The organism is Streptomyces sp. NPDC057249 (genome assembly GCF_042669245.1).
GTDB lineage: Bacteria > Actinomycetota > Actinomycetes > Streptomycetales > Streptomycetaceae > Streptomyces.
The window spans coordinates 199,929-224,381 of the sequence record NZ_JBHUXS010000008.1 but is presented as its reverse complement, the minus strand read 5'-3'; the positions used below and the strand labels follow the sequence as shown (position 1 = coordinate 224,381).

General features: G+C 73.5%; 23 protein-coding genes. 13 read left to right on the top strand and 10 right to left on the bottom strand.

Going from position 1 to position 24,453, the window contains the following annotated elements:
* Positions 1–3 precede the first annotated feature (3 nt).
* From ACFUJY_RS17390 to ACFUJY_RS17375, 4 genes are all read left to right on the top strand, one after another.
* Complete coding sequence (locus ACFUJY_RS17390) at positions 4–6,555, top strand: beta-ketoacyl synthase N-terminal-like domain-containing protein (protein WP_383299916.1); 6,552 nt, start codon at positions 4–6, stop codon at positions 6,553–6,555.
* 65 nt (positions 6,556–6,620) lie between these two features.
* Positions 6,621–7,454 (top strand): NAD(P)H-binding protein, encoded by an 834-nt coding sequence (locus ACFUJY_RS17385; RefSeq protein WP_383299913.1) that lies wholly within the window; start codon positions 6,621–6,623, stop codon positions 7,452–7,454.
* 98 nt (positions 7,455–7,552) lie between these two features.
* Complete coding sequence (locus ACFUJY_RS17380) at positions 7,553–8,092, top strand: ArsR/SmtB family transcription factor (protein WP_383299910.1); 540 nt, start codon at positions 7,553–7,555, stop codon at positions 8,090–8,092.
* Entirely contained in the window at positions 8,089–9,360 is a 1,272-nt protein-coding gene (locus ACFUJY_RS17375; protein ID WP_383299908.1) for an MFS transporter, read from the top strand. Before ACFUJY_RS17380 ends, ACFUJY_RS17375 begins: the two co-directional genes overlap by 4 nt.
* 60 nt (positions 9,361–9,420) lie before the next feature.
* Here ACFUJY_RS17375 and ACFUJY_RS17370 read toward each other — a convergent pair whose 3' ends face one another.
* Both ACFUJY_RS17370 and ACFUJY_RS17365 read right to left on the bottom strand, forming a co-directional pair.
* On the bottom strand, positions 9,421–9,630 hold the full coding sequence (locus ACFUJY_RS17370) for a DUF4287 domain-containing protein (RefSeq protein ID WP_383299906.1): 210 nt from the start codon (positions 9,628–9,630) through the stop codon (positions 9,421–9,423).
* Positions 9,631–9,677: 47 nt separating this feature from the next.
* Entirely contained in the window at positions 9,678–10,508 is an 831-nt protein-coding gene (locus tag ACFUJY_RS17365; RefSeq protein ID WP_383299904.1) for an alpha/beta fold hydrolase, read from the bottom strand.
* A gap of 154 nt (positions 10,509–10,662) precedes the next feature.
* Between ACFUJY_RS17365 and ACFUJY_RS17360 the strand changes: the two genes are divergently transcribed.
* A complete protein-coding gene (locus tag ACFUJY_RS17360) occupies positions 10,663–11,271 on the top strand; it encodes a TetR/AcrR family transcriptional regulator (protein ID WP_383299901.1) in 609 nt (202 codons plus the stop codon).
* Here the strand turns inward: ACFUJY_RS17360 and ACFUJY_RS17355 are convergent.
* From ACFUJY_RS17355 to ACFUJY_RS17340, 4 genes are all read right to left on the bottom strand, one after another.
* The gene (locus ACFUJY_RS17355; RefSeq protein ID WP_383299898.1) at positions 11,262–11,951 is read right to left on the bottom strand and encodes a VanZ family protein; all 690 of its coding nucleotides are present in this window, start codon (positions 11,949–11,951) and stop codon (positions 11,262–11,264) included. The two genes, ACFUJY_RS17360 and ACFUJY_RS17355, sit on opposite strands and share 10 nt — an antisense overlap.
* Positions 11,952–12,021: 70 nt before the next feature.
* A complete protein-coding gene (locus ACFUJY_RS17350; protein ID WP_383299895.1) occupies positions 12,022–13,104 on the bottom strand; it encodes a sensor histidine kinase in 1,083 nt (360 codons plus the stop codon).
* On the bottom strand, positions 13,097–13,792 hold the full coding sequence (locus ACFUJY_RS17345) for a response regulator transcription factor (RefSeq protein WP_383299893.1): 696 nt from the start codon (positions 13,790–13,792) through the stop codon (positions 13,097–13,099). The genes ACFUJY_RS17350 and ACFUJY_RS17345 overlap by 8 nt, the downstream gene beginning before the upstream one ends.
* Before the next feature lie 67 nt (positions 13,793–13,859).
* The gene (locus ACFUJY_RS17340) at positions 13,860–14,084 is read right to left on the bottom strand and encodes a hypothetical protein (RefSeq protein ID WP_383299890.1); all 225 of its coding nucleotides are present in this window, start codon (positions 14,082–14,084) and stop codon (positions 13,860–13,862) included.
* A gap of 150 nt (positions 14,085–14,234) precedes the next feature.
* On the opposite strand from ACFUJY_RS17340, the gene ACFUJY_RS17335 reads away from it, so the two are divergent.
* Complete coding sequence (locus tag ACFUJY_RS17335) at positions 14,235–14,918, top strand: ThuA domain-containing protein (protein WP_383299887.1); 684 nt, start codon at positions 14,235–14,237, stop codon at positions 14,916–14,918.
* Positions 14,919–15,021: 103 nt separating this feature from the next.
* Positions 15,022–15,432: a RidA family protein gene (locus ACFUJY_RS17330; RefSeq protein ID WP_383299885.1), complete on the top strand. Its 411-nt coding sequence runs from the start codon at positions 15,022–15,024 to the stop codon at positions 15,430–15,432.
* Positions 15,433–15,450: 18 nt separating this feature from the next.
* Here the strand turns inward: ACFUJY_RS17330 and ACFUJY_RS17325 are convergent, their stop codons facing one another.
* Positions 15,451–15,990: a GNAT family N-acetyltransferase gene (locus tag ACFUJY_RS17325; protein WP_383299882.1), complete on the bottom strand. Its 540-nt coding sequence runs from the start codon at positions 15,988–15,990 to the stop codon at positions 15,451–15,453.
* 122 nt (positions 15,991–16,112) lie between these two features.
* Between ACFUJY_RS17325 and ACFUJY_RS17320 the strand changes: the two genes are divergently transcribed.
* The 5 genes from ACFUJY_RS17320 to ACFUJY_RS17300 all read left to right on the top strand — a co-directional run bounded on the left by ACFUJY_RS17320 (position 16,113) and on the right by ACFUJY_RS17300 (position 22,009).
* On the top strand, positions 16,113–16,712 hold the full coding sequence (locus ACFUJY_RS17320) for an SUKH-4 family immunity protein (protein WP_383299880.1): 600 nt from the start codon (positions 16,113–16,115) through the stop codon (positions 16,710–16,712).
* Positions 16,713–16,832: 120 nt separating this feature from the next.
* The gene (locus ACFUJY_RS17315; RefSeq protein ID WP_383299878.1) at positions 16,833–17,282 is read left to right on the top strand and encodes a universal stress protein; all 450 of its coding nucleotides are present in this window, start codon (positions 16,833–16,835) and stop codon (positions 17,280–17,282) included.
* Positions 17,279–18,286 (top strand): adenylate cyclase regulatory domain-containing protein, encoded by a 1,008-nt coding sequence (locus ACFUJY_RS17310; protein WP_383299876.1) that lies wholly within the window; start codon positions 17,279–17,281, stop codon positions 18,284–18,286. The genes ACFUJY_RS17315 and ACFUJY_RS17310 overlap by 4 nt, the downstream gene beginning before the upstream one ends.
* 195 nt (positions 18,287–18,481) lie before the next feature.
* Positions 18,482–21,082 carry a rifamycin-inactivating phosphotransferase gene (gene rph, locus ACFUJY_RS17305; RefSeq protein WP_383299873.1) on the top strand — a complete coding sequence of 867 codons (2,601 nt, stop codon included), beginning with the start codon at positions 18,482–18,484 and terminating at the stop codon, positions 21,080–21,082.
* A gap of 39 nt (positions 21,083–21,121) precedes the next feature.
* Positions 21,122–22,009: an NAD-dependent protein deacetylase gene (locus ACFUJY_RS17300; RefSeq protein WP_383299871.1), complete on the top strand. Its 888-nt coding sequence runs from the start codon at positions 21,122–21,124 to the stop codon at positions 22,007–22,009.
* 15 nt (positions 22,010–22,024) lie between these two features.
* Here ACFUJY_RS17300 and ACFUJY_RS17295 read toward each other — a convergent pair whose 3' ends face one another.
* The 3 genes from ACFUJY_RS17295 to ACFUJY_RS17285 are packed head-to-tail and all read right to left on the bottom strand — an operon-like array spanning position 22,025 to position 23,392.
* Complete coding sequence (locus ACFUJY_RS17295) at positions 22,025–22,456, bottom strand: glutaredoxin domain-containing protein (RefSeq protein WP_383299869.1); 432 nt, start codon at positions 22,454–22,456, stop codon at positions 22,025–22,027.
* 11 nt (positions 22,457–22,467) lie between these two features.
* Positions 22,468–22,809, bottom strand: coding sequence for a hypothetical protein (locus ACFUJY_RS17290; RefSeq protein ID WP_383299867.1), 342 nt, complete (start codon positions 22,807–22,809; stop codon positions 22,468–22,470).
* 34 nt (positions 22,810–22,843) lie between these two features.
* Positions 22,844–23,392 carry a hypothetical protein gene (locus ACFUJY_RS17285; protein ID WP_383299864.1) on the bottom strand — a complete coding sequence of 183 codons (549 nt, stop codon included), beginning with the start codon at positions 23,390–23,392 and terminating at the stop codon, positions 22,844–22,846.
* 134 nt (positions 23,393–23,526) lie between these two features.
* Here ACFUJY_RS17285 and ACFUJY_RS17280 point away from each other — a divergent pair, with 134 nt between their 5' ends.
* On the top strand, positions 23,527–24,429 hold the full coding sequence (locus tag ACFUJY_RS17280) for a DUF3626 domain-containing protein (RefSeq protein WP_383299861.1): 903 nt from the start codon (positions 23,527–23,529) through the stop codon (positions 24,427–24,429).
* Positions 24,430–24,453: the final 24 nt, after the last annotated feature.

Genomic DNA, 24,453 nt, shown 5'->3' with positions numbered 1-24,453 from the left:
CGTATGGATTTCGAACCGATCGCCGTCGTCGGCCGGGGCTGTGTGCTGCCCGGTGCCCTGGACCCCGACACGTTCTGGGCGAACATCGCCGCGGGCCGCACCAGCCTGTCGGCCGCCCCGGCCGGACGCTGGCGGGTACCGCGCTCTCGGGTCATGGGCTCGGTGGACGACCATGTCGACCGCACCTGGACGGAGACCGGCGGCTACGTCGAGGGGTTCGAGTCCGTCTTCGACCCCGGCGGCTTCGCGATCGGGGCCGAGCGGATCGGCGCGCTGGACACGCTGTTCCACTGGGTCCTGTACGGCGCCCGGCAGGCGCTCACCGAGGCGGGCCGGCCGGGGCCTCTGCCGCGCGGTGGTCTGGTGCTGGGCAATCTGTCGTACCCGACGCAGTCGGGGGCCGCGTTCGCCGAACACGTATGGCTGTCGGAGCAGCGCCCGCCGCTGCGTGACGCTCTGCTTCGGGGCGGGCGCCGCACGCGTCCCGGTGCCCGTAACCGCTTCTCCTCCGGGCTGCCGGCGGCCCTCGCGGCCCGGGCGCTCGGGCTCGGGGCCGGGGCGTGGTCCCTCGACGCTGCCTGCGCCTCCTCGTTGTACGCGGTCAAGCTGGCGTGCGACCGGCTGCACGACGGCACCGCCGACCTGATGGTGGCCGGCGCGGTCAGCCGGCCGGACCCGCTCTATCTGCATGTGGGGTTCTGCGCCCTGTCCGCGACCAGCCGGACGGGGCGCAGCCGTCCCTTCCAGCGGGACGCCGACGGGCTGGTCCACGGCGAGGGCGCCGGGTTCGTCGCGCTCATGCGGCTGCCCGACGCCGTGGCGGCCGGGCTTCCGGTACTCGGCGTGATCCGGGGTGCGGGGCTCTCCAACGACGGGCGCGGCTCCGGGCTGATCAGCCCGGCGGAGGCGGGCCAGGTGCGGGCCATGCGTCTGGCGTACGCCGGGGCGGGCGTCGCGCCCGAGTCGGTGACGCTGGTCGAGTGCCATGCGACGGGAACGCCCGTCGGTGACGCCGTCGAGGCACGGGCCATGGCCCGTGTCTTCGCGGGCGGGGCGGACGTGCCCATCGGCTCGGTGAAGTCGAACATCGGACATCTGCTGGCCTCGGCGGGCATGTCCGGGCTGCTGAAGGTGCTCGGCGCACTGCACGCGGGGGTGCGCCCGGCAACGCTGGGGGTACGACGGCCGCTGGAGGCGCTGTCGGGCACACCGTTGCGGGTGTTGACGGAGCCTGAGCAGTGGACGGGACCCCGCCGGGCGGCGGTGAGTGCGTTCGGGTTCGGCGGGACCAATGCCCACCTCGTCGTGGACCATCCCGACGAGGTGCGCCGGTCCGCCGTGCCCCGGCCGGCGCGCGAGTCGCCCGGCGTACCGGGGCGTCGGGCACCGGTGGCCATCGTGGCGGTCGGTGCCCGGGTGGGGGACGGGACGTCCGCGGAGGATCTGCGCCGGGCGGTCCTGGGCGGCGAGCGACGGGGCCCGGCCACGGAGTTCGCCGTGGCGCTCGACGACCTGTGCTTCCCGCCGCTGGCCCTGGAGCGGACCGTGCGCCATCAGATCCTGGTCCTGGAGGCCGCCCGGGAGGCCGTGCGGACGGTGGCGCTTCCCCGTGAGCGGACCATGGTGGTCATCGGCATGGGGGTCGACCCGGAGGTGGCGCGCGCGGGCGCCCGGTGGCGGATGCCGCACTGGCTGGAGGAGGCGGGGCAGGCGGGCGCCGTGCCGGCGGACCGGGCGCGCGACGCGTTCGCCCCGGCGATGACGGCGGAGGGGGTGGTGGGAAGCATGCCGAATCTGGCGGCCAACCGCATCAGCACCCAACTGGATCTCGGCGGGCCCGGGTTCACCGTCTCGGCGGAGGAGGCGTCCGGGCCGGTCGGGCTGGAGCTCGCGGCGCGGGCGCTGCGCGCGGGCGAGGCCGACGCCGCACTCGTGGGCGCCACCGACGTGTCCTGCGAGGCGGTGCACCGGGCCGCCCTGCGGGAGTTGGGGTACGAGGCCGAGCCGGGGGACGCCGCCGTCGTCCTCGTACTCAAGCTGCTGGATGCCGCGCGCAGGGACGGTGACGAGGTCGTCGCCCTGCTCGACGACGGGTGCGACGACGAACCCGACCTGGTGGTCGGTGACGGCCCGGACGCCGTGTTCGATCCCTCGGCGGCCTTCGGACGCGCGCACGCGGCGTCCGGGCTGGTCTCCGTCGCCGTCGCCGCGCTCGCCCTCCAGCACCGTGCCGTGCCCCGGCCGGACGGCCCGGCCGACGCCGGGGCGGTCCCCCACACGGCGCGGGCCGCGGTGGCGCCGATGGAGGGGCCCGCCGTGCACGTACGCCTGCGCGCGGGGGATGCGCGGCCGTGGCTGCGGGGGCCGGCTCCACGGTTGCACGTGTACTCCGGTGGGGACCGCCGGGAGGTGCTGGCCTCGTTGGACGCGGATGTGCGCTCCGGTGCGGGCCCGGCACGGCTGGCGTTCGTGACCGACGGCGACAGCGTGTCCCCGGAGCTCAAGGAGGCGGCCCGCCGCTGGCTGACCGAGGGCGGGGCGCGGCCGGCGGGCGTGCGGTTCCGGGAGCGGCCGGTGAGCGGGCAGACCGCGTTCGTGTACACCAACGGCTCGGCCGCGTACGAGGGCATGGGCCATGAGCTGATGCTCGCGCTGCCCTCGCTCGGCGCGGCCGTACGGGACACGCACCACGCGCTCGGGACGCGACTGCGGTCCGGGCCGCGCCACGGGGTGCTGCGGCAGATCTGGCGCGCGGCCGAACTGGCGGTCTGCCACACGGTGTTCAGCCGGGATGTGCTCGGTCTCCGTCCGGATGCCGCGCTCGGGTACTCCTCCGGGGAGTCGACCGCGCTGGTCGCGCTGGGCGCCTGGCCGGACGCCTCGGGACTGTACGAGGCCACCCGGGACAGCGGCCTGTTCACGACCGAACTCACCGGCGAGCTGCGGGCGGTGCGGCGCCACTGGCGGCAGCACGGCATCCAGGGCTCCCGGTGGTCGAGCTACCTGGTCGGTGCGGGCGCGGATGCCGTCCGTGCGGCGCTCGCCGGGGAGCCCGCCGTCCACCTGATGGCGGTGAACGCGCCCGGCGTGTGTGTCGTCGGCGGCGAGTCCGAGGCGTGTGCGGCCGTCGTGGGCGGGCTGGGTGCCGAGTTCTCCGTCGAGCTGGACTACGACATGGCGGCCCACGCGCCGGAGCTGGCGGAGGTCCGCGAGGTGTGGCGCGCAGCCCACCACCGGCCCACCGCGGAGGTGCCGGGCGTGCGGTTCTACAGCGGAGCCACCGGGCAGGCGTATCCGCTGACGGCCGAGAGCGCCGCCGACGCGGTCACCGCCCAGGGGATGGGCACGATCGACTTCGCGGCGATGGTGGAGCAGGCGTGGGCGGACGGCGTCCGCGTCTTCGTCGAGCACGGACCGCGAAAGCTGTGCACCGGGTGGATCAAACGGGTGCTGGGCGACCGGGAGCACGTCGCCGTGGCGCTGGACGCCCCCCGGGACACCGGACTGCGGCAGCTGTGCCTCGCGGTGGCGGAACTCGTCGTCGCGGGGGTGCCGGTGCGCGCCGATGAACTGCTGGGCCGGCTCGCGGACGCCGCTGCGGAGCCCCCCGTCCCGGGGCCTTCGGTCACCCTGTCGCCGGTCCCGTCTCCGCGTCTGCCCCGCCCGGAACACTCCGTACCGGTCCTCCCCCGGGCCCCGCGCCTGGCGCCGGTCCCGGATCACGCTCCGGGGCGGCCCACGGCTGCTCCCGTACCCTCGGCGCGGGAGCCGGAAGGGGCCGGCCCCGGTGCCGTCGGGGTCCCCGTGGCCGAGGGGCCGCGGGCCGCCGTCGCCCGGCTGGGGCTGCGGGCGGCCGAGCTGCACCAAGAGGTGATGGCCCGCCACACCGCGAGCCATCAGCGCTTCCTCGGCATGTCGGCGCTGGCCGTCGCCGCGTTGGCGCGGGCCGGTGCACCGGCCCGCGCAGGGGGCCCCGTACCGCCGTCCGGACTCACCGCGCGGCGCCCGGCCGTACCACTCGCACCGCCGGCGGGTGCGCCGGAGCCGTCGGAGCCGAAGCCGGGGCCCAAGTTCGACCGTGCCCAGCTGGAGTACCTCGCGACGCAGAAGATCTCCGCCCTGTTCGGGGAGCGATTCGCCGAGCAGGACGGATACGCGGTGCAGACCCGCATGCCCGCGCCGCCGATGCTGTTCGCGGACCGGGTCACCGGCATCGACGCGGTGCCCGCGGCGCTCGCCCTGCCAGGGCCGGTGCGCACCGACGGCAGGATCTGGACGGAGACCGACATCCGGCCGGACAGCTGGTATCTGGACTCCACCGGCCACATGCCGTCCGGTGTCCTGATCGAGGCGGGCCAGGCGGACCTGCTGCTGCTCAGCTGGCTGGGCGCCGACCTCCTCAACCGGGGTGAGCGCGCTTACCGGCTGCTCGGCTGCGAGGTCACCTTCCACGGGGCGCCGCCGCGGGCCGGGGACACGCTGTGCTTCGAGATCCACGTCGACGGCCACGCGGAGGCCGACGGCGTGCGTCTGGCCTTCTTCCACTACGACTGCCGTGTCGACGGCGAACTCCGGCTCAGTGTCCGCGAGGGCCGGGCCGGCTTCTTCACCCCTGCGGAGCTCGCCGACGGCGGTGGTGTCCGGTGGGACCCGGCCGACCACCCGCCCGGTGACGGCGACGGTCTGCCGCTCGACCCGCCGGCTGTCCCCTGCACCCGGAGCCGGTTCGGCACGGATGAGCTGCGGGCCCTCGCGGAAGGGCGGCCGGTGGACTGTTTCGGCCCCGGCTGGGAGGCGACGGCGGCCCATGTCCGCACGCCGGGGCTCGACGGGGAGAGGCTGCGGCTGCTGGACGAGGTGAGCGTGTTCGACCCGGCGGGCGGGCCGTGGGGCCGCGGGTATCTGCGCGCCGAGACCTCTCTGTCGCCGGACGACTGGTTCTTCTCCGGGCACTTCCACAACGACCCGTGCATGCCGGGAACGCTGATGCTCCAGGGCGGACTCCAGGCCATGGCCTTCTATTTGACGGCCATGGGCTGCACCGTCGCCCGGGACGGCTGGCGCTTCGAGCCCGTGACCGAGCGGCCCTACACGGCCATGTGCCGGGGCCAGGCGACCCCGGAGGACCGGCGGGTCGTCTACGAGGTGTTCGTACGGGGCGTGTCGACGGGTCCCGTGCCGACGCTCCACGCCGATGTGCTGGGCTCCGTGGACGGGATGAAGGCGTTCCTGGGGCGCGGGATGGCACTTCGGCTGGTGCCCGACTGGCCGCTGGCCCAGTGGCGGCACGCGGGGCCGCCCGCCGTGCAGACGGACGCGGCGCCGTTGCCGCCGCGGCAGCTGGGCGGGCTGGCCGGCCACCGCGAGGAGCGGCCGGTGGCGACCGCGTCCGACGGCTTCCGGTTCGACTACCCCTCGCTGCTCGCGTGCGCCTGGGGCAGGCCGAGCGAGGCGTTCGGCACGATGTACGAGCGTTTCGACGGCCCCCGGGGCGTGGCACGGCTGCCCGGCCCCCCGTACCACTTCATGAGCCGGATCGTGTCGGTGGACGGGCCGCAGGGCGGGATGCGGGAAGGGAGTGCGGTCGTCGCGGAGTACGACGTACCGGACCGGGCCTGGTTCTTCGAGCAGAGCGGTGGCCGCACCATGCCGTTCGCGGTGCTGATGGAGACCGCGCTGCAACCGTGCGGCTGGCTCGCCTCGTACGTGGGCAGCGCGCTGGCCTCGGACGTGGACCTGCTGTTCCGCAACCTCGACGGAACGGGGACGGTCACCGGCGAGGTGACGCCGGCGACGCGCACCGTCCGGACCCGGGCCGAACTGACGCGGCTCTCCCGCAGCGGGGACCTGGTCATCGAATCGTTCCGGGTCTCGTGCACGGCGGACGGTGTGCCGGTGTTCGCGCTCGACACGGTCTTCGGCTTCTTCCCCCGGTCCGCCTTCGCCGACCAGCAGGGTGTGCGGGTGTCGGCGGACGAACGCGCCCGTCCGGCCGAGCCCTGCGACCGCACCGTCGACCTGACCACCCGGCCCGGCCGCTTCTGCGGCGGCCGGCTGCGGCTGCCGGGGCCCATGCTGCTGATGCTGGACCGCGTCACCGGTTACTGGCCTCACGGAGGCCGCGCGGGGCTGGGCCGGTTGCGTGCGGAGAAGGACGTCCGCCCGGAAGCCTGGTTCTTCAGGGCCCACTTCTTCCAGGACCCAGTGCAGCCCGGCTCCCTCGGCGTCGAGGCGATGTGCCAACTCCTCCAGTACTACCTGCTGGAGCGCGACGCGGCCGAGGGCATGCCCGACGCCAGGTTCGAGCCGGTGCTGCCCGGCCGGGAGGCGACGTGGACGTATCGCGGGCAGATCACCCCGGCCCACCGGCTGATCCGGGTGGACATGGACATCGTGGAGGCCGGCCGGGACGAGCGGGGCCCCTACGCGGTGGCGGACGCGACGCTGTGGGGCGACGACGTCTGCATCTACCGCGTACGGGGTCTGGGCATGCGCGTGGTGCCGGGCGGCACCGGCTCCGCCGCGGTCCGCCCGGGCGGGCCGGCATCGCGTTGACCTGAAGTGTGCTTGAGTTTCTAGTGTGTTCCCGAGTCCACCGCCTGACGACGGGAGAACACGCCATGATCCTGGTGACCGGAGCCACCGGAAACATCGGAAGCGTCTTACTGAGGGAGTTGCACGCCCAGGGGGCGGGCCCCCTGAGAGCGCTGACCCGCGACGTCCCACGGGCGGCGTTCCCCGCCGGGGTCGAAGCCGTTGAGGGCGACCTCGCGGTGCCGGGGTCCCTGGAGACCGCGCTGACCGGGGTGCGGTCGCTGTTCCTGCCGTCGCGGGTGGGGCCGGACGCGGACATCGTCGCGGCGGCGCGGCGGGCGGGCGTGGAGCACGTGGTGCTGGTGTCGTCCATCACCGCCCTGACCCATCCTCATCTCGGCCCCGCCGCCGAGAATCTGGCGGTTGAGCGGCTGCTGAAGGACAGCGGCATGGACTGGACCGTCCTGCGGCCGACCCAGTTCGCCTCGAACGCGCTGCTGTGGGCAGCCTCGATCCGCGCGGGGGAAGCGGTCCGCGCGCCGTTCGCGGACATGGGGCTGCCCACGATCCATCCCGCGGACATCGCGTCGGTGGCCCGGGTCGCACTGACCGAGCCCGGCCATCGCGGGCGGACGTACGCCTTGACCGGCCCGGAGCCGATGCCGGCCCGGCAGCAGGTGGAGGCCGTCGCGTCGGCGATCGGGCGCCCGGTGCCGTGCACGGAGATGGGCAGGCCGGAGGCCCGCCGATGGATGGCCGGCGTCGTCGGGGAGGAGGACGCGGACGCGGTGCTCGATGTCATGGGCGGAGACGCCAATGAGGAACTGCTCGCCGTGCGCGACACCGTCCAGCACGTCACCGGCACACCGGCCAGGACGTTCCGGCAGTGGGCCGTGGAGCACGCCGACGCCTTCCGGTGAGGCCCGGGACGTGCGGAATCCCGCCGTCCGGACGTTTTTCGACGCCTCGTCGCGTAAACCCCTTGCTCAATGGTCAAGGAACGTTGACCATTGTGGGCATGCCAACCGATGACGTCCCCGAGACGTTTCACGTCACCACCGACGAGCAACTGCGCGCGGTCTCCAACCTGACGCGCCACCGGATCATGGCCGTGCTCCGCTTCGAGCCGGCGACGATCACCCAGATCGCCGAGCGGGTCGGCCTCGCGAAGGGGAGTTCCAGCTACCACGTGCGGCTCCTGGAGCGGGCCGGTCTGGTGAAGGTGGTGCGGACCCGCAAGGTGCGGGGCGTCATGGAGCGCTATTACGCGATGGCCGCGCGGTCGATCGAACTGCCGAATCCGGGCGAGGGGGGCCCGGATGTGCTGATGCGGCACGCGGTGGCGGATCTGGAGGCGTCCCCGGCGGACGGCGAACGACAGGTGCGGATGGCGCATCTGCGGCTCACCGACGAGCAGTTCGCGGAGCTGGGGGCCCGGCTGCAGGCCCTGGCGGACGAGTACCGGGAGCTTTCCGATCCGTCGCTGCCGGACACCTCGCTCGTGTTCGCGCTCTTCCGCCCCGCACCGGTCCGACAGGGCGAGGGGGACGCCGGATGAGGACCGGAACAGCAAAGCTGCCCAGCGGGTTCGGCCGGCTCTGGACGGCCCAGACGGTCTCCTCGCTCGGTGACGGGATCACGCACGCCGCACTGCCGCTCGTCGCGTTCACGCTGACGCGTGACCCGCTGGCCCTCGCCGTCGTCACGGCCGCGAGCACCCTGCCGTGGCTGCTCTTCGGAATCCTCGGCGGTGCGCTCGTGGACCGCTGGGACCGCCGGCGCACCATGTGGGTGGCCGACACCGCACGTGCGGTGCTGCTCGCGATACCCGCCGCGGCGGCCGGGCTCGACGTGCTGAGCATCCCGCTGCTGGCGGCCGTCGCCTTCCTGCTCGGCCTCGGCGGGCTCTTCTTCGACACCGCCGCCACGGCCTATCTGCCGGACCTGCTCAGCCGCGACCCCGCGCGGCTGGAGCTCGCCAACTCCCGTCTGCGCGGCGCCCAGACCGCCATGTCCGGCTTCGCGGGGCCACCGGCGGGCAGCGCGCTGCTCGCCCTCGGACGGGCCGTGCCGCTGGTCGCCGACGCCGTGTCCTTCGCACTCTCCGCGCTCCTCGTGCGTACGCTGCCGGCCATGCCCCGGCCCGTGCCGGAAGCCCGTGAGTCGCTGCTCAGGCAGGCCCGGGCCGGCGCCTCCTACGTCTTCCGGAACCAGTTGCTGCTCGGGCTGGCGCTGCGCCCGGCGGTCGGGAACATCGCCTTCCTCGCCGTGGAGACGGTCCTCGTCCTCTTCGCGCACGAGCGCCTCGGCATCGGCGCGTACGGCTTCGGTCTGCTGCTGACCGCCGAGGCCGCGGGCGGCCTGTTCGGCGCGGCCGTCGCCTCCCGGCTGGGCCGGCGCCTCGGCACCGGAACCGCGCTGACCTGCACGGCCGCCGTCGAGGGGCTGGCGATCCTGGGCCTGGCCTCCGCCTCCGACCCGTACGTGGCCGGACTTGCGCTCGCCGTCTGCGGGGCGGCCATGGGCGCCACGATGGTGCTCGGGCCCTCCCTGCGGCAGGCGATCGTTCCGGGCCACCTCATGGGCCGGGTCGCCTCCACCTCCCGGATGCTCGCGATGTGCGCCGCGCCCCTGGGGGCCTTCGTCGGCGGCTGGCTGGCGTCCGCGTACGACATCCGCACTCCGCTCTACACCGCCGCGGCCCTGCTCCTGACGATGACGGCCGTCACCGCGTCCATGACGAACAACCGCCGCGTCGAGGCGGCGCTGCGTGCGGCCGCCCCGGCCGAGGAGGCCCCCCGGGACGGTGCACTCGATCCGGCGTGACCCCCTCCCCCGCCGCCGGTCCGCCCGTTCCGTGGTCCACGGAGCGGGCGGACCCCGGGGTCACTTGCCCTGTTCGGCCAGCGTGTGGGCGACCAGGGCGTTGGCGTGACCGTGGCCCAGGCCGTGTTCGGCCTTGAGCCAGGCGACGAGTTCCATGTGTCCGGTCAGGTCGGACGCGCGGATCATGTCCTTCCACTCCTCGACGGGCCGGCCGTACTTCTTCTCGATGGAGGGGAAGTAGCTGGCGGGTCCCTTGACCTGTGCGGTCATCGCGGTGCCTCCTTCTGATGGGGGTGGGTGAACGTCGGTCGTGCCGCCTACCGCGCCTCCGCGCCGCCGAAGAAGGCGGCGAGGGCCGGCGCCATGACCTGCGCCGAGATGTCGTGCTCCTCCCCCGGGAAGACCCGGAGGGTGTAGTTGTCGCCCGCCGCCGCGAGTTCACGGGCACCGGTCAGCATGTGCGGCGCGCCCCTGTCTCCGCTGCCGACGAGGACGGGCACGGTCACGGACGCCCAGCGTTCGACCGGCAGCGGGCGGCCGGACATGGATTCGCCCATGATCCGGCCGTCGTACGGGAGGGTGTGGGCGACGGCTTCCAGGTCCGCCCAGAAGGGGGCCTGCCGCATGCCCGCGACCATCTCGCCGGGCACGCCGACCGCCACCGTCATGAAGTACTCGACGGCGTCCCCGTACGCCCCGCGGCCGGTCAGCTCCGTCAGGTGCGCCACGTAATCGGCGGGCAGCGGCGGCCGGCTGTCGTCCGTGACGAACGGCGGCTCGTAGAGCGCCAGACGCGGGACGGCGCTTCCCCGGGCCGTCGCCTCCAGGGCGAGAACGGCGCCCGAGGACATCCCGAACAGCATCGCGGAGCCGCCGCCCGGGCCCTCGATGAGCGCGTCGATGTCCTCGATCTCGCGCCGCACCTCGTAAGCGGAACCGTCCCCGCTCTCGCCCCGCCCTCGGCGGTCGTACGTGATCACCGTGAAGTGCCCGGCCAGCAGTGCGGCGAGTTCGGCGGAGGCGCCCCGGGTCATGAGGGCGCCGCCGACGAGCACCACGGCCGGGCCGGTGCCCTGCTTCTCGTACGCGATCGCCGTTCCGTCGGCGGAGACGACCTTCTCCACGGCGTTGTCCACGGTCCTGCTCATGCGAAATACCCCCATCGATGCACTGCTTGACATGGATTCCGGACCGCAGCGAGCGCCGCGGTCTGGAACTGGACGGTACAGTACTCACACGAGTACTGGTCAGTCCAGTACCCTTCGGAGGCAGGCAGAAGCGGACGTGGAGAGGGAGCCGACGATGGACAGCCGGTCAGCGCGCAAGCACCAGGCGATCCTGGAGGCCGCGACCGATGTGTTCCTGAACAAGGGATACGCGGGCACGAGCATGGACGACATCGCGAAGCTGGCCGCGGTCTCCAAGCAGACCGTCTACAAGCACTTCGCGGACAAGGAGAAGCTGTTCGCCGACATCGTGCTGGCCACCACGGACCGGATCGACGCCTTGGTCCACCTGGTGGCCGACATCCCCGCCGACGCGGAATCCCTCGCCGAGAACCTGAACCGGCTCGCCCGGCAGTTCCTCACGGCGCTCACCCGGCCCCAGGTGATCCAGTTGCGGCGCCTGATCATCGCCAACGCCGACGCCTTTCCGGAGCTCGGCGCCGCCTGGTACGAGCAGGGGTTCGAGCGGGTCCTCGCCACGCTGGCGGACACGTTCCGCCGTCTCACCGACCAAGGGCTCCTCAAGACCCCCGACCCGCTCCTGGCCGCCCACCACTTCTCCGGGCTGCTGCTGTGGATTCCGGTGAACCAGGCCATGTTCCACGGCAGCGCCCAGCACACCACCGCCGAACTGGACCGCTACGCCGACGGCGGCATCCGGGCCTTCCTGGCCGCCTACGCGTGAACGTCCGCCGCGCGCGGCAGCCACCAACGGGTGGACGCGAGGGCGGCCAGCGCGGCGCCGGCCGCGTTGACCAGGACGTCGTCCACCGAGGAGACGCGGTCGAGCCGGAGCACGTATTGGAGGGTTTCCAGCAGCACCGAGAGGCCGGCCCCGAGCGCCAGCACGCGCGGCAGCGACGCCAGCGCGGCGTACCGCATCGGGGCGAAGAAGCCGAGCGCGGCGAACACCAGCAGATTGCCGAGCAGCCCGAGCGGCCCCATCGTGACCAGGTCCACGAGCGGCACCAGGCTGACGCGGCCGGGGACCTCACCGGCGTGCGCGCCGGGCATCAGGACGAGCCAGACCCACGGCAACGTCCCGTGGACCATGGCGACATCGGCCAGCGACACGCGTCGCGCCCGGGCCGGCTCGACCCCCGCCGCCCGGCGCCTGCGCGTCAGGAGCCACACGATCAGGGCGGACAGCGGCAGCGCGGCCACCATGGTCAGCATCACGCCGTTGAACGTGCAGAACCAGGCGTACCAGCCACCGTGGACGACCATGGGCACGGACACCACGAACATGCGCAGCACGAACGGGGCGACGGCCACCGCGACGACGCCGAGAGCGGTGAGCACGACCAGGCGGAGGACTCTTCGTACGCGGCCGGCCGAGGTGGGCAGTGCGCTGTTCTGATCCATGCCGCCCAGTCAATACGCGGGGCTGTTGCGGGGGCGTATGCGCATCTCCATACGCGGGCGATATGTGCGGTCAGGGTCGTGGCGGAGGCGTGGCGGCGGGCAGTTCGACCGTGACGCGGAGTCCGCCGGCCGGGCGCGGGGCGAGGGTGAGCGTGCCGTGGTGCGCGTGGGTGATGGATCTGACGATGGCCAGGCCGAGCCCCGCGCCGGGGTGGTCGGTGTGCACGCGTTCCGTGCCGCGCTGGAACGGTTCGGTGAGGCGGGGGACGAGGTCCGGTGGGACCGGGTCACCGGTGTTCTCGACGGTGAGCGCCACGGTGTGCGGGCGGACCTCGGTGGTGACGCGTACGCTGCCGTGCTCGGGCCGGTTGTGGACGACGGCGTTGTGCACGAGGTTGGTGGCCAGCTGGAGCAGCAGGGCCGGCGAGCCGGTCGTGGGCGCGATGTCCCCGTCGGTCTCCAGGGTGACACCGTGTTTCTCGGCGAGCGGCAGGAGCGTCTCGGTCGCCTCCTCCGCCACGAGGGAGAGGTCGACGTCCTCCCGTGCGAAGTTCTGCCGGTCGGCGCGGCTGAGCAGGAGCAGGGCCTCGGTGAGGTCGATGGCCCGGGTGTTGACGGTGTGCAGGCGGTCGACGAGCGGATCGGTGCCGCGGTCCGGATCGGCGCGGGCCACGTCGAGCAGTGCCTTCGTCACGGCGAGCGGGGTGCGCAGTTCGTGGGAGGCGTTGGCCGCGAATCTCCGCTGTTCACCGACGTGTGCTTCGAGCTGCGCGAGCATCGTGTCGAAGGCGTCGGCGAGTTCGCGGAACTCGTCCTGGCGTCCGGGGAGCCGGATGCGGTGGGAGAGGGAGCCCGCGGCGGCCGTGCGGGTGGCCTGCGTGATGCTGTTGAGCGGGGCGAGCATGCGGCCGGCGAGGAACCAACCGCCGCCGAGCCCGAACACCAGCAGGGACGCGAGTGTCACGGCGGCCAGCGGGGCGAAGTCGCGGGCGACGGCGAGTTGGTAGTCGGGCACGAAGACCAGCCCGATGTGCGGGACGCGCGTCAGGAACAGCCACCCGGTGACGAGCATCAGGATGCCCGCCAGCAGGACGAATCCGGTGTAGCTGAGGGTGAGCTTGAGGCGGATGCTCGGGCCGGGCTGTCTAGCCACGGTCCGCCGCCCGGTCGCCGGGTGCCGGCGTGGTGTCGATGCGGTAGCCGACGCCGGGCACGGTGGCGATGACCCACGGCTCGCCGAGCCGCTTGCGCAGGGCGGAGACCGTGATGCGTACGGCGTTGGTGAACGGGTCGGCGTTCTCGTCCCACGCCCGTCGCAGGAGTTCCTCGGCGCTGACGACGCCGCCTTCCGCGGCGACGAGGACTTCGAGTACCGCGAACTGTTTACGGGTCAGTGCGACGTAGCGGCCGTCGCGGTAGGTCTCACGGCGGAACGGGTCGAGGCGCAGGCCCGCGACCTCCTGCACGGGTGGCCGGCTGTGCGCGCGTCTGCGGTCCAGCGCCCGGAGTCTGAGCACCAGCTCCCGCATGGCGAAGGGCTTGGTGAGGTAGTCGTCGGCGCCGAGTCCGAAGCCGGACGCCTTGTCGTCCAGACGGTCGGCGGCGGTGAGCATCAGGATCGGCATGCCGCTCCCGGAGGCGACGATGCGCCGGGCGATCTCGTCGCCGGAGGGGCCGGGAATGTCCCGGTCGAGGACGGCGATGTCGTAGGTGTTGATGCTCAGCAGTTCGAGCGCGGTGCCGCCGTCGCCGGCGATGTCGGCCGCGATGGCCTCCAGCCGCAGACCGTCGCGGATGGCTTCCGCCATATACGGTTCGTCCTCGACGATCAGCACACGCATGCGGCCATGCTACGAGCCGCCGCATATCGTCGGCGTATCCGAAGCGGAGGGGTCCGCCGGGCGGGCCCTACACCTGGCCGGTGGCGAACAGGTCGAGGTGTCCGCACTTGGGGCAGCGGAACGCCTCGATCTGCCGGCGCGGCCGGCCCATGCGCTTGGCGCCGCCGAACACCCCGCGCTCCAGGGCGCCCTCGATCCAGCGGGCGTATCCGCGCGAGTGGTCGCCGGCGTCCTCGATGAAGCCGTCCTCCAGGCCGACGGTTCCGCAGTGGGTGCACGTCAGGTTGTTCATGCGGCGAGTCTAGGGACGCGCCGGGCAGAGGTGGTCCTGCGTCTTCGAACGGTTGCCCAACCGGTACGTACGCATGGGACGCCCCGCTTCCGGGGCACACTGCCGTTGACCGTCGCCACCGCGCACAGCCCTGGAAACCGGAGTCGCAGCATGCCCCCTGCCGGCCGCCTGTCGGACGTTCTCGTCTTCACCCGCACCGCGGACTACCGCCACGACTCGATCCCCGCGGGGCGGGCGGCCCTGCGCGAACTGGGCGAGGAGCACGGGTTCGGGGTGGAGTGCTCCGAGGACCCCTCGGTCTTCACGGACGCGTCCCTGGCGGGGCGCGACGCGGTGGTCTTCCTGTCCACCAGCGGGGACGTGCTCACACCGGAGGGGCGGGCCGCGCTGCGCCGCCGGGTCTCCGACGGCTGCGGTTTCATGGGCGTCCACTCCGCCGCGTGCACCGAGTACGGCTGGCCGTACTACGGGGAACTGGTCGGCGCACGCTTCGCCGGGCACCCCGCCTTCCAGCCCGGCACCGTGCTGATCGAGGACCGGGACCACCCGGCGACACGCCATCTGCCGCCGCGCTGGGACCGGGAGGACGAGTGGTACGACTTCCGGAGCAACCCGCGCCACCTCCCCGGGGTGCGGGTCCTGGCGACGATCGCCGAGTCCGGTTACGAGGGCGGTGGCATGGGGGCCGACCACCCCTTGATCTGGTGCCGCGAGTCCGGCGCGGGCCGCTCGTTCTTCACGGCTCTCGGACACGCGGAGGCCGCCTACTCCGATCCGGCGTTCCGCGCGCATCTGCTGGGCGGGCTGCGGTGGGCGGCGGCGGACGTGCTCTAGGTGTTCCGTCCAGGGAGGCCGTGGGCGGAAATGGAGGAGACGGGCGCGGCCTTCGCTGGCAGGATGTCCGGGTTCGGCTCTCTACGCGATTGGACCCCGCGACATGCCCCGCGCCGTCACCCTGATCCGCTCGGCCGCCCTCTCCGATGTCGCCGAGTACGCGTACGCGGCCACGGCGCCCGCCGAGTCGCGGCTGATCTTCCTCGCCGGGGCGTGCCCGTTGAACGACGACGGTTCGACGGCGGCGGTCGGGGACTACGCGGGCCAGGCGCTCAAGGCCGTCGAGAACATGGAGGTCGCCCTGCGCGCCGCCGGCGCGTCGCTCCAGGACGTCATCAGTACCCGGGTGCTCGTGGCGTCGAGCGACCAGAAGGACCTGGTGACGGCCTGGCAGGTGGTCCGGAACACCTTCGGCGAGCACGACGTGCCCAGCACGCTGATGGGCGTCACGGTGCTGGGTTACCGGGACCAGCTGGTCGAGATCGAGGCGGTCGCCGCCGTGCTCGACGCCTGACACCGGTGGTGTGCCGGGTTACACGGCCGGGGTCCGTACGCCCATCCACTGTTCGGCGCCCCACGCCTCGAAGCGGTGGATCTCGGTGAAGCCGAGCTTCTCGGCGACGCGCAGGGAGCGGGCGTTGGCGGTCTGGGTGAAGAGCACCACGGGTTCGCCGGGGCAGGTCGCGGCGAACCGGTCGAGGAGCGCCGCGCACGCCTCGGCGGCGTACCCCCGGCCCCATGCCTCCGGCAGCAGCAGGTAGCCCAGTTCGGCCGTCCCGGCCTCCGGGCGGACCGCGTCCGGCCCTTCCAGGTCGCGGCGTCGGAGCTCGATGGTGCCGATCATCGCCCCGTCGAGTTCGATGACGAAGTGCCCCGGGCGCCTCCCCGGCGTTCCGGGCAGTTCGAGGGCGAGCCGGTCGCGCGGGCGGGGGCCGCCCAGGTAGGCGTTCACCTCCGGTGAGGCGAACAACTCGATGAACGCCGGGCGGTCCCGGCTCTCCGCTTCGCGCAGCACGAGCCGTGCGGTGGGTATCGGCGCGGGCGGCCAGGGCAGGAAGCTCGGTTCAGCCATGGCCGGGAACCTACCCGACCGGTCGTCGCGAGCCCGGGGCCCACCGCTTCACCGGCGTGGGCGATGCTGTTCCCCTCGTCCTTCCCCTTCGTCCGCCCGCCGCCGATTCCGGAGCCCCACCCGTGCTGTTCGACATCGCCCGTACCGAACTCGTCGCCCTCTTCGGCGAGGACCGGATCGTCACCCTGCCCGCCGCCGGATTCCCGCCTGCTGCCGCCCGCACCGAGGGTGCCCGCCTCCTGTGCACCGTGGGCGTGCCCACCGGGACGCTCTCACTGCGGACGGCCGCTCCGGAGTCGGGGCTGCTCCCCCTCGTGCGGGAGGTGGTCGACGCCGGCGAGGACGCGGGCGGGTGGCCGGTGATCGGCTGGCTGCTGAACGCGCACCTCGCGCTCGATCCTGGCTCCGGGAGGGTGTACGCCTTCGACCCGGACGAGGAGACCGTGCGGGCGCTGCACTCCGATGTCTCCTCCCTCGTGCACGTGGCCGTGCTGCTCCAGCGGCTGCTGGAGGAGTTCGCCTTCAGCGGTGAGGACGCCGACGAGGAGGCGGACTTCGAGCGCCTGGACCGCGAGGTGGAGCACATCCGGCGGACGACGAGCGAGGTGGACCCGCTGCCCTTCGGGGACGAGGAGTCCGTGTGGTCGGTGGTCGCCGACGAGATCGCCGCGGGTCAGCGCTTCGCGGCCGGCAGCCCGGGGGCCGTGTCCCTCTACGGCTGAACGCGGTCGGGTCCGCGGCGCGTCGTCAAGCCACCGGTCCGGTGACCGCACTCTTGCCCGGGTCCGCCGCGCCCTTTACCTTACTCTGAAGTAAGTTTACTTCAGAGTAAGGAGTTTGCCTTGACCGCCTATCGGACCGTACTGGTCGGCACGGACGGGTCCGCATCGTCGTACGCGGCCGTCGAGGCCGCCGCACGCCTCGCCGCCGTGTGCGGCGCCGAGCTCGTCATCACCTGCGCGTACGCACCCATGCGCGGCCCCGAACTCGCGGCCGCTCAGGATCAGTTGGGCGCGGAGGCATACCAGGTGGTGGGCTCCGCCCCCGCCGAGGAGACCTTGAGGACCGCGAGAGACCACGCCCACCTCCAGGGCGCGGCCGAGGTGCGCACGGTCGCCGTGGAGGGCGAGCCGGTCCCCTCGCTCGTGCGGACGGCCCGGAAGTGCTCGGCGGACCTCCTGGTGGTCGGCAACCGGGGGCTGAGGTCGCTCGCGGGGCGGCTCCTCGGCTCGGTGCCGGCGGACGTCGCCAGGAAGGCCGGCCTCGACGTCCTGATCGTGCACACCACGTGAGCGGGGAGCCGGACGGCGCGGCGGCGGGGTCGGTGGAGGAGGTGCTGCTCGGCGGCGGCCGGGTCTGGACCCGGCGGAACGTGGCCGCGCGCGCCGGGGTGGAGTTCGAGCGTGCCGTGCGGGTGTGGCGCGCGCTCGGGTTCCCGGCGGTGGACGACGAGTCCGCGGTCTTCACCGACGCCGACGTCGAGGCCCTGCGCGCGGGGGAACGCCTCATCGCGACCGGGCTGATCACCGAGCACAGCGAGACCCTGATGGCCCGGGCCCTGGGCCATCACCTCTCCCGGCTCGCCGACTGGCAGGTGGGCACCTTGCGGGACTGGATGGGGCGCGGCGGGGAATCCTCGCCCGACCGGGAAGCCCTTCTGGAGCACATGGCGGCGCTGCTGCCGGAGATCGAGCGCGTCCAGCGGTACGTCTGGCGCCGTCATCTCGTCGCGCAGGCCGGGCACTTGCTGACCGAGGAGCAGGCGGACGGCGCCGTGGCCGGTGACGGCGCGCACGTCCGGGAGCGCTCGGTCGGGTTCACCGACATGGTGGGCTACACCCGGATGACCCGTGGCCTGGACGGCGCCGAACTGGTGGGCGTGCTCGACCGGTTCGAGACCCTGACCGGCGATGTGGTGGCCGAGGGCCGGGGCCAGGTGGTGAAGACCATCGGCGACGAGGTGCTCTTCGTCTGCGAGTCCGCGGCCGATGCCGCCGGGATCGGCCTGGAGCTGACGGCGCGGGCCCAGGCCGACCCGAAACTGCCGCAGGTGCGGACCGGGCTGGCCCACGGCCCGGTGATCGGCCGGTTCGGTGACGTCTACGGGGCGGCGGTCAACATCGCGGCCCGGCTCACGGCGGTGGCCCGCCCCGCGTCCGTCCTGGTCGACACCGCGCTCGCCGGGGAGCTCGCGGGGCTGGCGGCGTACACGCTGAGGCCGCTGCGCCCGGTGTCGGTGCGCGGCTACAGCCGGCTGCGGCCGGTACTGCTGCGGAGGGGCGGGCCCGGTGCCTGACCCGATGAGGTGGCCGGGGAGCGCGTGCCGGTGGCGGGCGGGCCGCCCGGCACGGCGTACAAAAACAGGAAGCAGGGAGAACCCTCTCCCTGCCGTAACCAACATATAGCGCACCGGGGGGCTTGCGGCAAGGGCCGGGTGGTGCCGCAGAATCATCGGCCTGACCACCCCGACCTGCGGAAATGAGGACGCTGCGTGCGCGAGCGGTACGTGTGGGATCTGAACGAGGCCGAGGGGGCGCCGGTCGCGGCCGTCGGCGGCAAGGGCGCGCACCTGGCCACGCTGGCGCGGATCGAGGGCGTCCGGGTGCCGGCCGGATTCTGCGTCACGACGGACGCCTTCCGGCGCGTCGTGGCCGCGGAGCCGGCGGTCGCCGAACAGCTCGACCGGCTGGCGGGCGTGCACCCGGACGACCGGGAGGCCGTACGCACCCTGAGCGCGGAGATCCGGCGGACCGTCGAGGGCCTCGCGCTGCCGGAGGACCTGGCGGCGGAGGTCACCGGCGCACTCGCCCGGCACGGCGAGCACGCCGCGTACGCCGTGCGGTCCAGCGCCACGGCCGAGGACCTGCCGACGGCGTCCTTCGCCGGCCAGCAGGACTCCTATCTGAACGTCGTGGGTCCGGAGTCGGTGCTCCGTCACCTCAGCCGGTGCTGGGCGTCGCTGTTCACCGAGCGGGCCGTGACGTACCGCCGGCGGGGCGGCATCGACCACCGAGCCGTTCACATGGCCGTCGTCGTGCAGCGGATGGTGTTCCCGCGGGCGTCGGGCATCCTCTTCACGGCCGACCCGGTGACCGGCAACCGCCGGGACGCCACGGTGGACGCCGGCTTCGGGCTGGGCGAGGCCCTGGTCTCCGGCCTGGTCAACCCGGACGTCTTCACCGTGCGCGACGGTGAGATCACCAGCCGGTCGATCGCCGTCAAGGAGCGTGCCGTCGAGGCCCTGGAGGGCGGTGGCACGCGGGAGGTGGCGGTCGACGCGGGACGGCGAGAGGAGCCGGCCCTGACGGACGAGCAGGTCCTCGGCCTGGTGGAGCTCGGGCGGCGGGCCGAGAAGCACTTCGGCCGCCCGCAGGACATCGAGTGGTGCCTGTCCGACGACGGTTTCCGGATCGTCCAGAGCCGGCCGATCACGACGCTGTTCCCCGTCCCGGACGCGGCGGACGACGGGAACCACGTCTACGTCTCCGTCGGGCATCAGCAGATGATGACCGACGCGATGAAGCCCCTGGGGCTGTCGATGTGGCGGCTGACGGCCATGGCTCCGATGGTGGAGGCCGGCGGGCGGCTGTTCGTGGACGTCACCCGGCGCCTCGCCTCGCCCTCCGTCCGGGCCGGGCTCCTGGACATGATGGGCAAGGGCGACCCGCTGGTCAGGGACGCCCTGGAGACCGTCCTCGCCCGCCCCGGCTTCGTCCCGGCACTCCCGGACCCGGCACCCGCCGCGCCGCCGGCCGGTGGCGCGCCCGCCCCGATCGCGACCGACCCGGCCGTCGTCGCCGGCTTGATCGCGCGCAGCGAGGAGTCCGTCGCCGCCCTGGAGCGTGAGATCCGGACGCGTTCCGGGACCGCCCTGTTCGACTACCTGCCGACGGCCTTCGCGGAGCACAAGCGGGTACTCGGCGACCCCGTGAGCATGCAGGCGATCATGGCGGGCATGGAGTCCACCTGGTGGCTCAACGACAAGCTGCTGGAATGGCTGGGCGAGAAGAACGCGGCCGACACGCTCACCCTGTCCGCCCCCGACAACGTGACCTCGGAGATGGGCCTCGCCCTCCTGGACGTCGCCGACGCGATCCGCCCGTATCCGGAGGTGGTGGCGTACCTGCGGGGCGCCGTGGACGACGACGGCCTGCTGGACGGGCTGGGAGGAGTCCCCGGCGGGGCCGAGGCCCGCGAGGCCATCGAGGCGTACCTCGCCCGGTACGGCATGCGGTGCGTCGGGGAGATCGACATCACCCGGCCGCGCTGGAGCGAGCGCCCCACCGCGCTCGTGCCGGTGATCCTCGACAACGTACGGCTCTTCGGGCCGGGCACGGCCGCGCGGCGCTTCGAGGAGGGGCGGCGAAAGGCCCTGGCGAAGGAACGGGACGTGCTCGCACGGCTGCGGGCCCTTCCGGACGGCGACCGGAAGGCCGAGGAGACCAAGCGGATGATCGACCGGGTCCGCACCTTCATCGGGTACCGCGAGTACCCGAAGTACGCGATCGTCTGCCGCTACTTCCTCTACCGGCAAGCCCTCGTCCGGGAGGCCGGCCGCCTGGCCGAAGCCGGAGTGCTGGCCGACTGGGAGGACGCCTCCTACCTCACGCTGGAGGAGTTCGGTGACGCCGTGCGCTCCGGGGCGGTGGACCAGGACCTCGTCCGGCGGCGCAGGGAGGAGTTCCGGGCGTACAGCGCGCTCACCCCGCCCCGGGTGCTCACCTCGGACGGTGAGGCGGTGAACGGGGCGTACCGGCGGGACGACGCGCCGGAGGGCGCGCTGAGCGGCCTGCCGGTGTCCGCCGGGACCGTCGAGGGACGGGCCCGCGTGATCCTGGACGTGGCCGAGGCCGATCTCGAAGCGGGCGACATCCTGGTCACCACCTTCACGGACCCCAGCTGGTCCCCGCTGTTCGTGGGGATCGCGGGTCTGGTGACCGAGGTGGGCGGGCTGATGACCCACGGCGCGGTGATCGCCCGGGAGTACGGGCTCCCGGCCGTCGTGGGCGTCGAGCACGCCACCCGGCGCATCCGGGACGGGCAGCGCATCCGCGTGCACGGCACCGACGGGTACATCGAGCTGCTGCCCTGAGGGCGGGGCGGTGGGCGGCCGGTTCCGTACTCTGGAGGAATGCGCATGCGCCCCACTCTGAGCTGGACCCCCACCGCGGGGCTGCCCCCGGCCACCACCGACCTGGAACCCGTGGTCGAAGCGCTCGGCCGGGGCGGTGTGCTGGTGCTGAGCGGAGCCGGCATCTCGACGGAGTCCGGCATCCCCGACTACCGGGGCGAGGGCGGAAGTCTGAGCCGGCACACCCCGATGACGTACCAGGACTTCACGTCCGGCGCCCGAGCCCGGCAGCGGTACTGGGCCCGCAGCCACCTCGGCTGGAAGACCTTCCGGCGCGCCCTCCCGAACGCCGGCCACCGGGCGGTCGCCGCGTTCGGGCGCGGTGGCAGGCTCGCCGGGGTGATCACCCAGAACGTCGACGGCCTGCACCAGGCCGCCGGCAGCGAGGACGTGGTGGAGCTCCACGGGGGCCTGGACCGGGTCGTCTGCCTGAACTGCGGCACGCTCGTCGCGCGGCGCGAGGTCGCCCGGCGCCTGGAGGAGGCGAACCCCGGTTTCCAGCCGGTGGCGGCCGGGGTCAATCCGGACGGTGACGCCGACCTCACCGACGAGCAGGTCGGGGACTTCCGGGTGGTGCCGTGCGAGGTCTGCGGCGGCATCCTCAAGCCGGACGTGGTGTTCTTCGGCGAGTCGGTGCCCCCGGCACGGGTGGAGCACTGCCGGGAGCTGGTCCGTACGGCGGACTCACTGCTCGTTCTGGGGTCCTCGCTGACGGTGATGTCCGGGCTGCGGTTCGTCCGGCAGGCGGCGCAGGCCGGTAAGCCGGTGCTCATCGTCAACCGCGAGCCGACCCGGGGCGACGGCCAGGCGGTCACGCGGATCGGGCTCCCGCTGGGTGCGGCTCTGGGCACGGTGGCGGACCGGCTGGGGCTGCGGGCCGAGGAGTAGCAGGGGGGGGTCCCGTCAAGGGGCCGACCGCTCCCGCACCCACGCCGGGTCCGGGTTGGTGTGGGCCCGCCCCGCCACGAGGACGGTCGGCACGGTCTCGTTGCCGTCGTTGACCGCCCGCACCGCGGCGGCGGCCTCGGGATCGCGCCAGATGTCGACCCAGTGCAGCCGGCGGGCGTGCCGGCGCAGCCGGAAGCGCAGCCGCAGACAGTACGTGCAGCCCGGCCGCCAGAACACGATGGGACGGCCGTCGGCCGCACTGCGGCGCCGGGCCTCCGCCACGCTGACCGACCTCGGGAAGACCAAGGGAGAATTGAGGCCCGCGAGCAGCGCGAAGGCCACCAGGAGGACGACGCCTTCGCCGGTGCTCCCCCGGACGATCGACCCGGCCGCGGCGGCCGCTCCGACGGCGAGGAAGACGATCGGCAGCAACCAGGCACGCATCATGGTGCCCCAGGCTAGCGGCGCGCCGGCGGGGCCGGGAAGCCGGGCCGCCGCAGCCGCCACCACCGGCGCGGGCGCCCGTGCGGGTCGGCCTCCTCGGGGCCCGGCAGCGGTGGGTCCGCATAGGTCCGGGCGGTGAGCTCCGCCGCCAGGCCGACGCGGCCGGGGTGCACGCAGACCGGGGTCCGGGTGTCCACGGTGTACCGGAAGCCGTCCGCCGCGTCGAACGGCCAGTCCCGGCTGGGCCGGTCCGCGACGAGGAAGCCGGGGCGCGGCAGCCGCAGCGCCGGGCAGAACCAGCAGCACGGGTAGTCCGACTCCGGGTCGATGAAGGGGGCCTCGGCGTCGTCGTCCATATCCCCAGGAAGGTAGCGCACGCCCTGGCGCCGGTCAGCCGGCGGAGGGCCGCCAGTCGTCCGGCCAGGGCACGGCGCGGGCGGCGGCCCCCGGCACGCCGAGGCTGGCCCGTGCACGGTCGACGTACCGGTCGCGGGCCTGCCGGAACTGCAGGTACGCCTGGTCCCAGTCCTGCTCGACCGCGGTCTCGACGCCCCGGGCCAGGGACTCCAGCCGCCACAGGCAGTGGTCCACGGACTTGGACGCGGTGTTCGCCTCCGTGTCGCCGAGCAGGCCGAGCGTCTCCGAGAGCGCGGAGCGCCGCGACTCCAGCTGGCCCACCTCGGCCAGGACCTCGGTCGTCGCCTCCACGGGGATGGGACCGGTCGTGAGGCCCCGGCCGGCGGCAAGCATCTGGTAGCGCGCGGCCAGTTCCTTGACCGCGTGGGCGTAGTCGGCGTAGGCGGTCAGGCGGCGTTCGTCCCATCGGACGGACTGCTGCCTGCGCCATCTCGTACGCTCGTTGGCACTGGTCACCACGAACGAGGTGACGGCGCCCAGGACCACGCCGGCGAGCGGCAGTATCTGTGCGGTCAGACTCACGAAGGCCCCCCCGGTCGGTCCTGTGCACGGCGGAAAGACCATAACGTCACGCGGCACGGGCCCGCGCGGCCGCCGGTCGCCGTGCGGGAAACAATTCCCTGCGCTCTCGGGGCGCTTGCGGGAACACTGTGCCGATGAACGCACCTTCCTCCCCCACTCCTCGGCGGCGTGCCCTCGCCCATGTCGCGGAGCGCGCGTCGGGTCCGGCTCTGGACCCCGGCCTGCGCGTGACCCTCAACTTCCACCCGGACCGGCTGTCGGCCGGCAGGCCCTTGCTGGAGGCGATGGCCGCGACCGGCGTCTACGCCTCGCAGTTCGTGACCGGCACGAGCAACGGCGGCCTGACGGCCCATCCGGGCGGTGACCGGTGGCGCTGGGAGAGCAGGATCTTCGGCGGCGCGTACGACGACGCACCGGCCGGGGACCGGCCCGTCTACGGGGCGTTGAACTTCCGCCGGTACGCGGTCGGCGGAGCGCCGAGGTTCGGCTCGGCGCACTTCCGGTTGGGCGTCGGGGCGCTGGAGCGTACGACCTTCTGTTATCCGGACAGCTTCCTCGAGCCCACGGACTTCGGGGTCGCCGCGCGTATGGGCCTGATCGCCCTCGCGCTGGCCGATGAGCAGGATGTGCTCGACGACTACATCGAGTCGCAGGTGCACGGGCCGGTCCGCCCGGACCGCGATGTGGAGGCGCTGGTCCTGGACCCCTGCTACCGGGGGACCGAGGTGGCGGCGGCGGCCGAACGGCTGGGCTGTCCGGTGGAGTGGCACCCCGGGTTCCGCCTCACGGTGGACGAGCTGCGCCGGCACCCCGGCTACCGGGGTCAAGAGTACGTCGACCTGGGCGCGGCCATCGCCGTGGACGGCGTCCTCGACCCCCGGATCGTCGGGGAAGCGGCGTGCGCGGGGCGCTTCGATCCTCAGGCGGTCAAGAAGGTGTGGCACTGCCTGGCACGCTACGGATTCCCCTACGAGGACCGGGCCGCGGCGGTCACCGGGTCGTCGGCCGAACCCGTGCCGGCCGGGAAGGACGGATGACCGGGGGGCCTGCCGTGCGGGGCT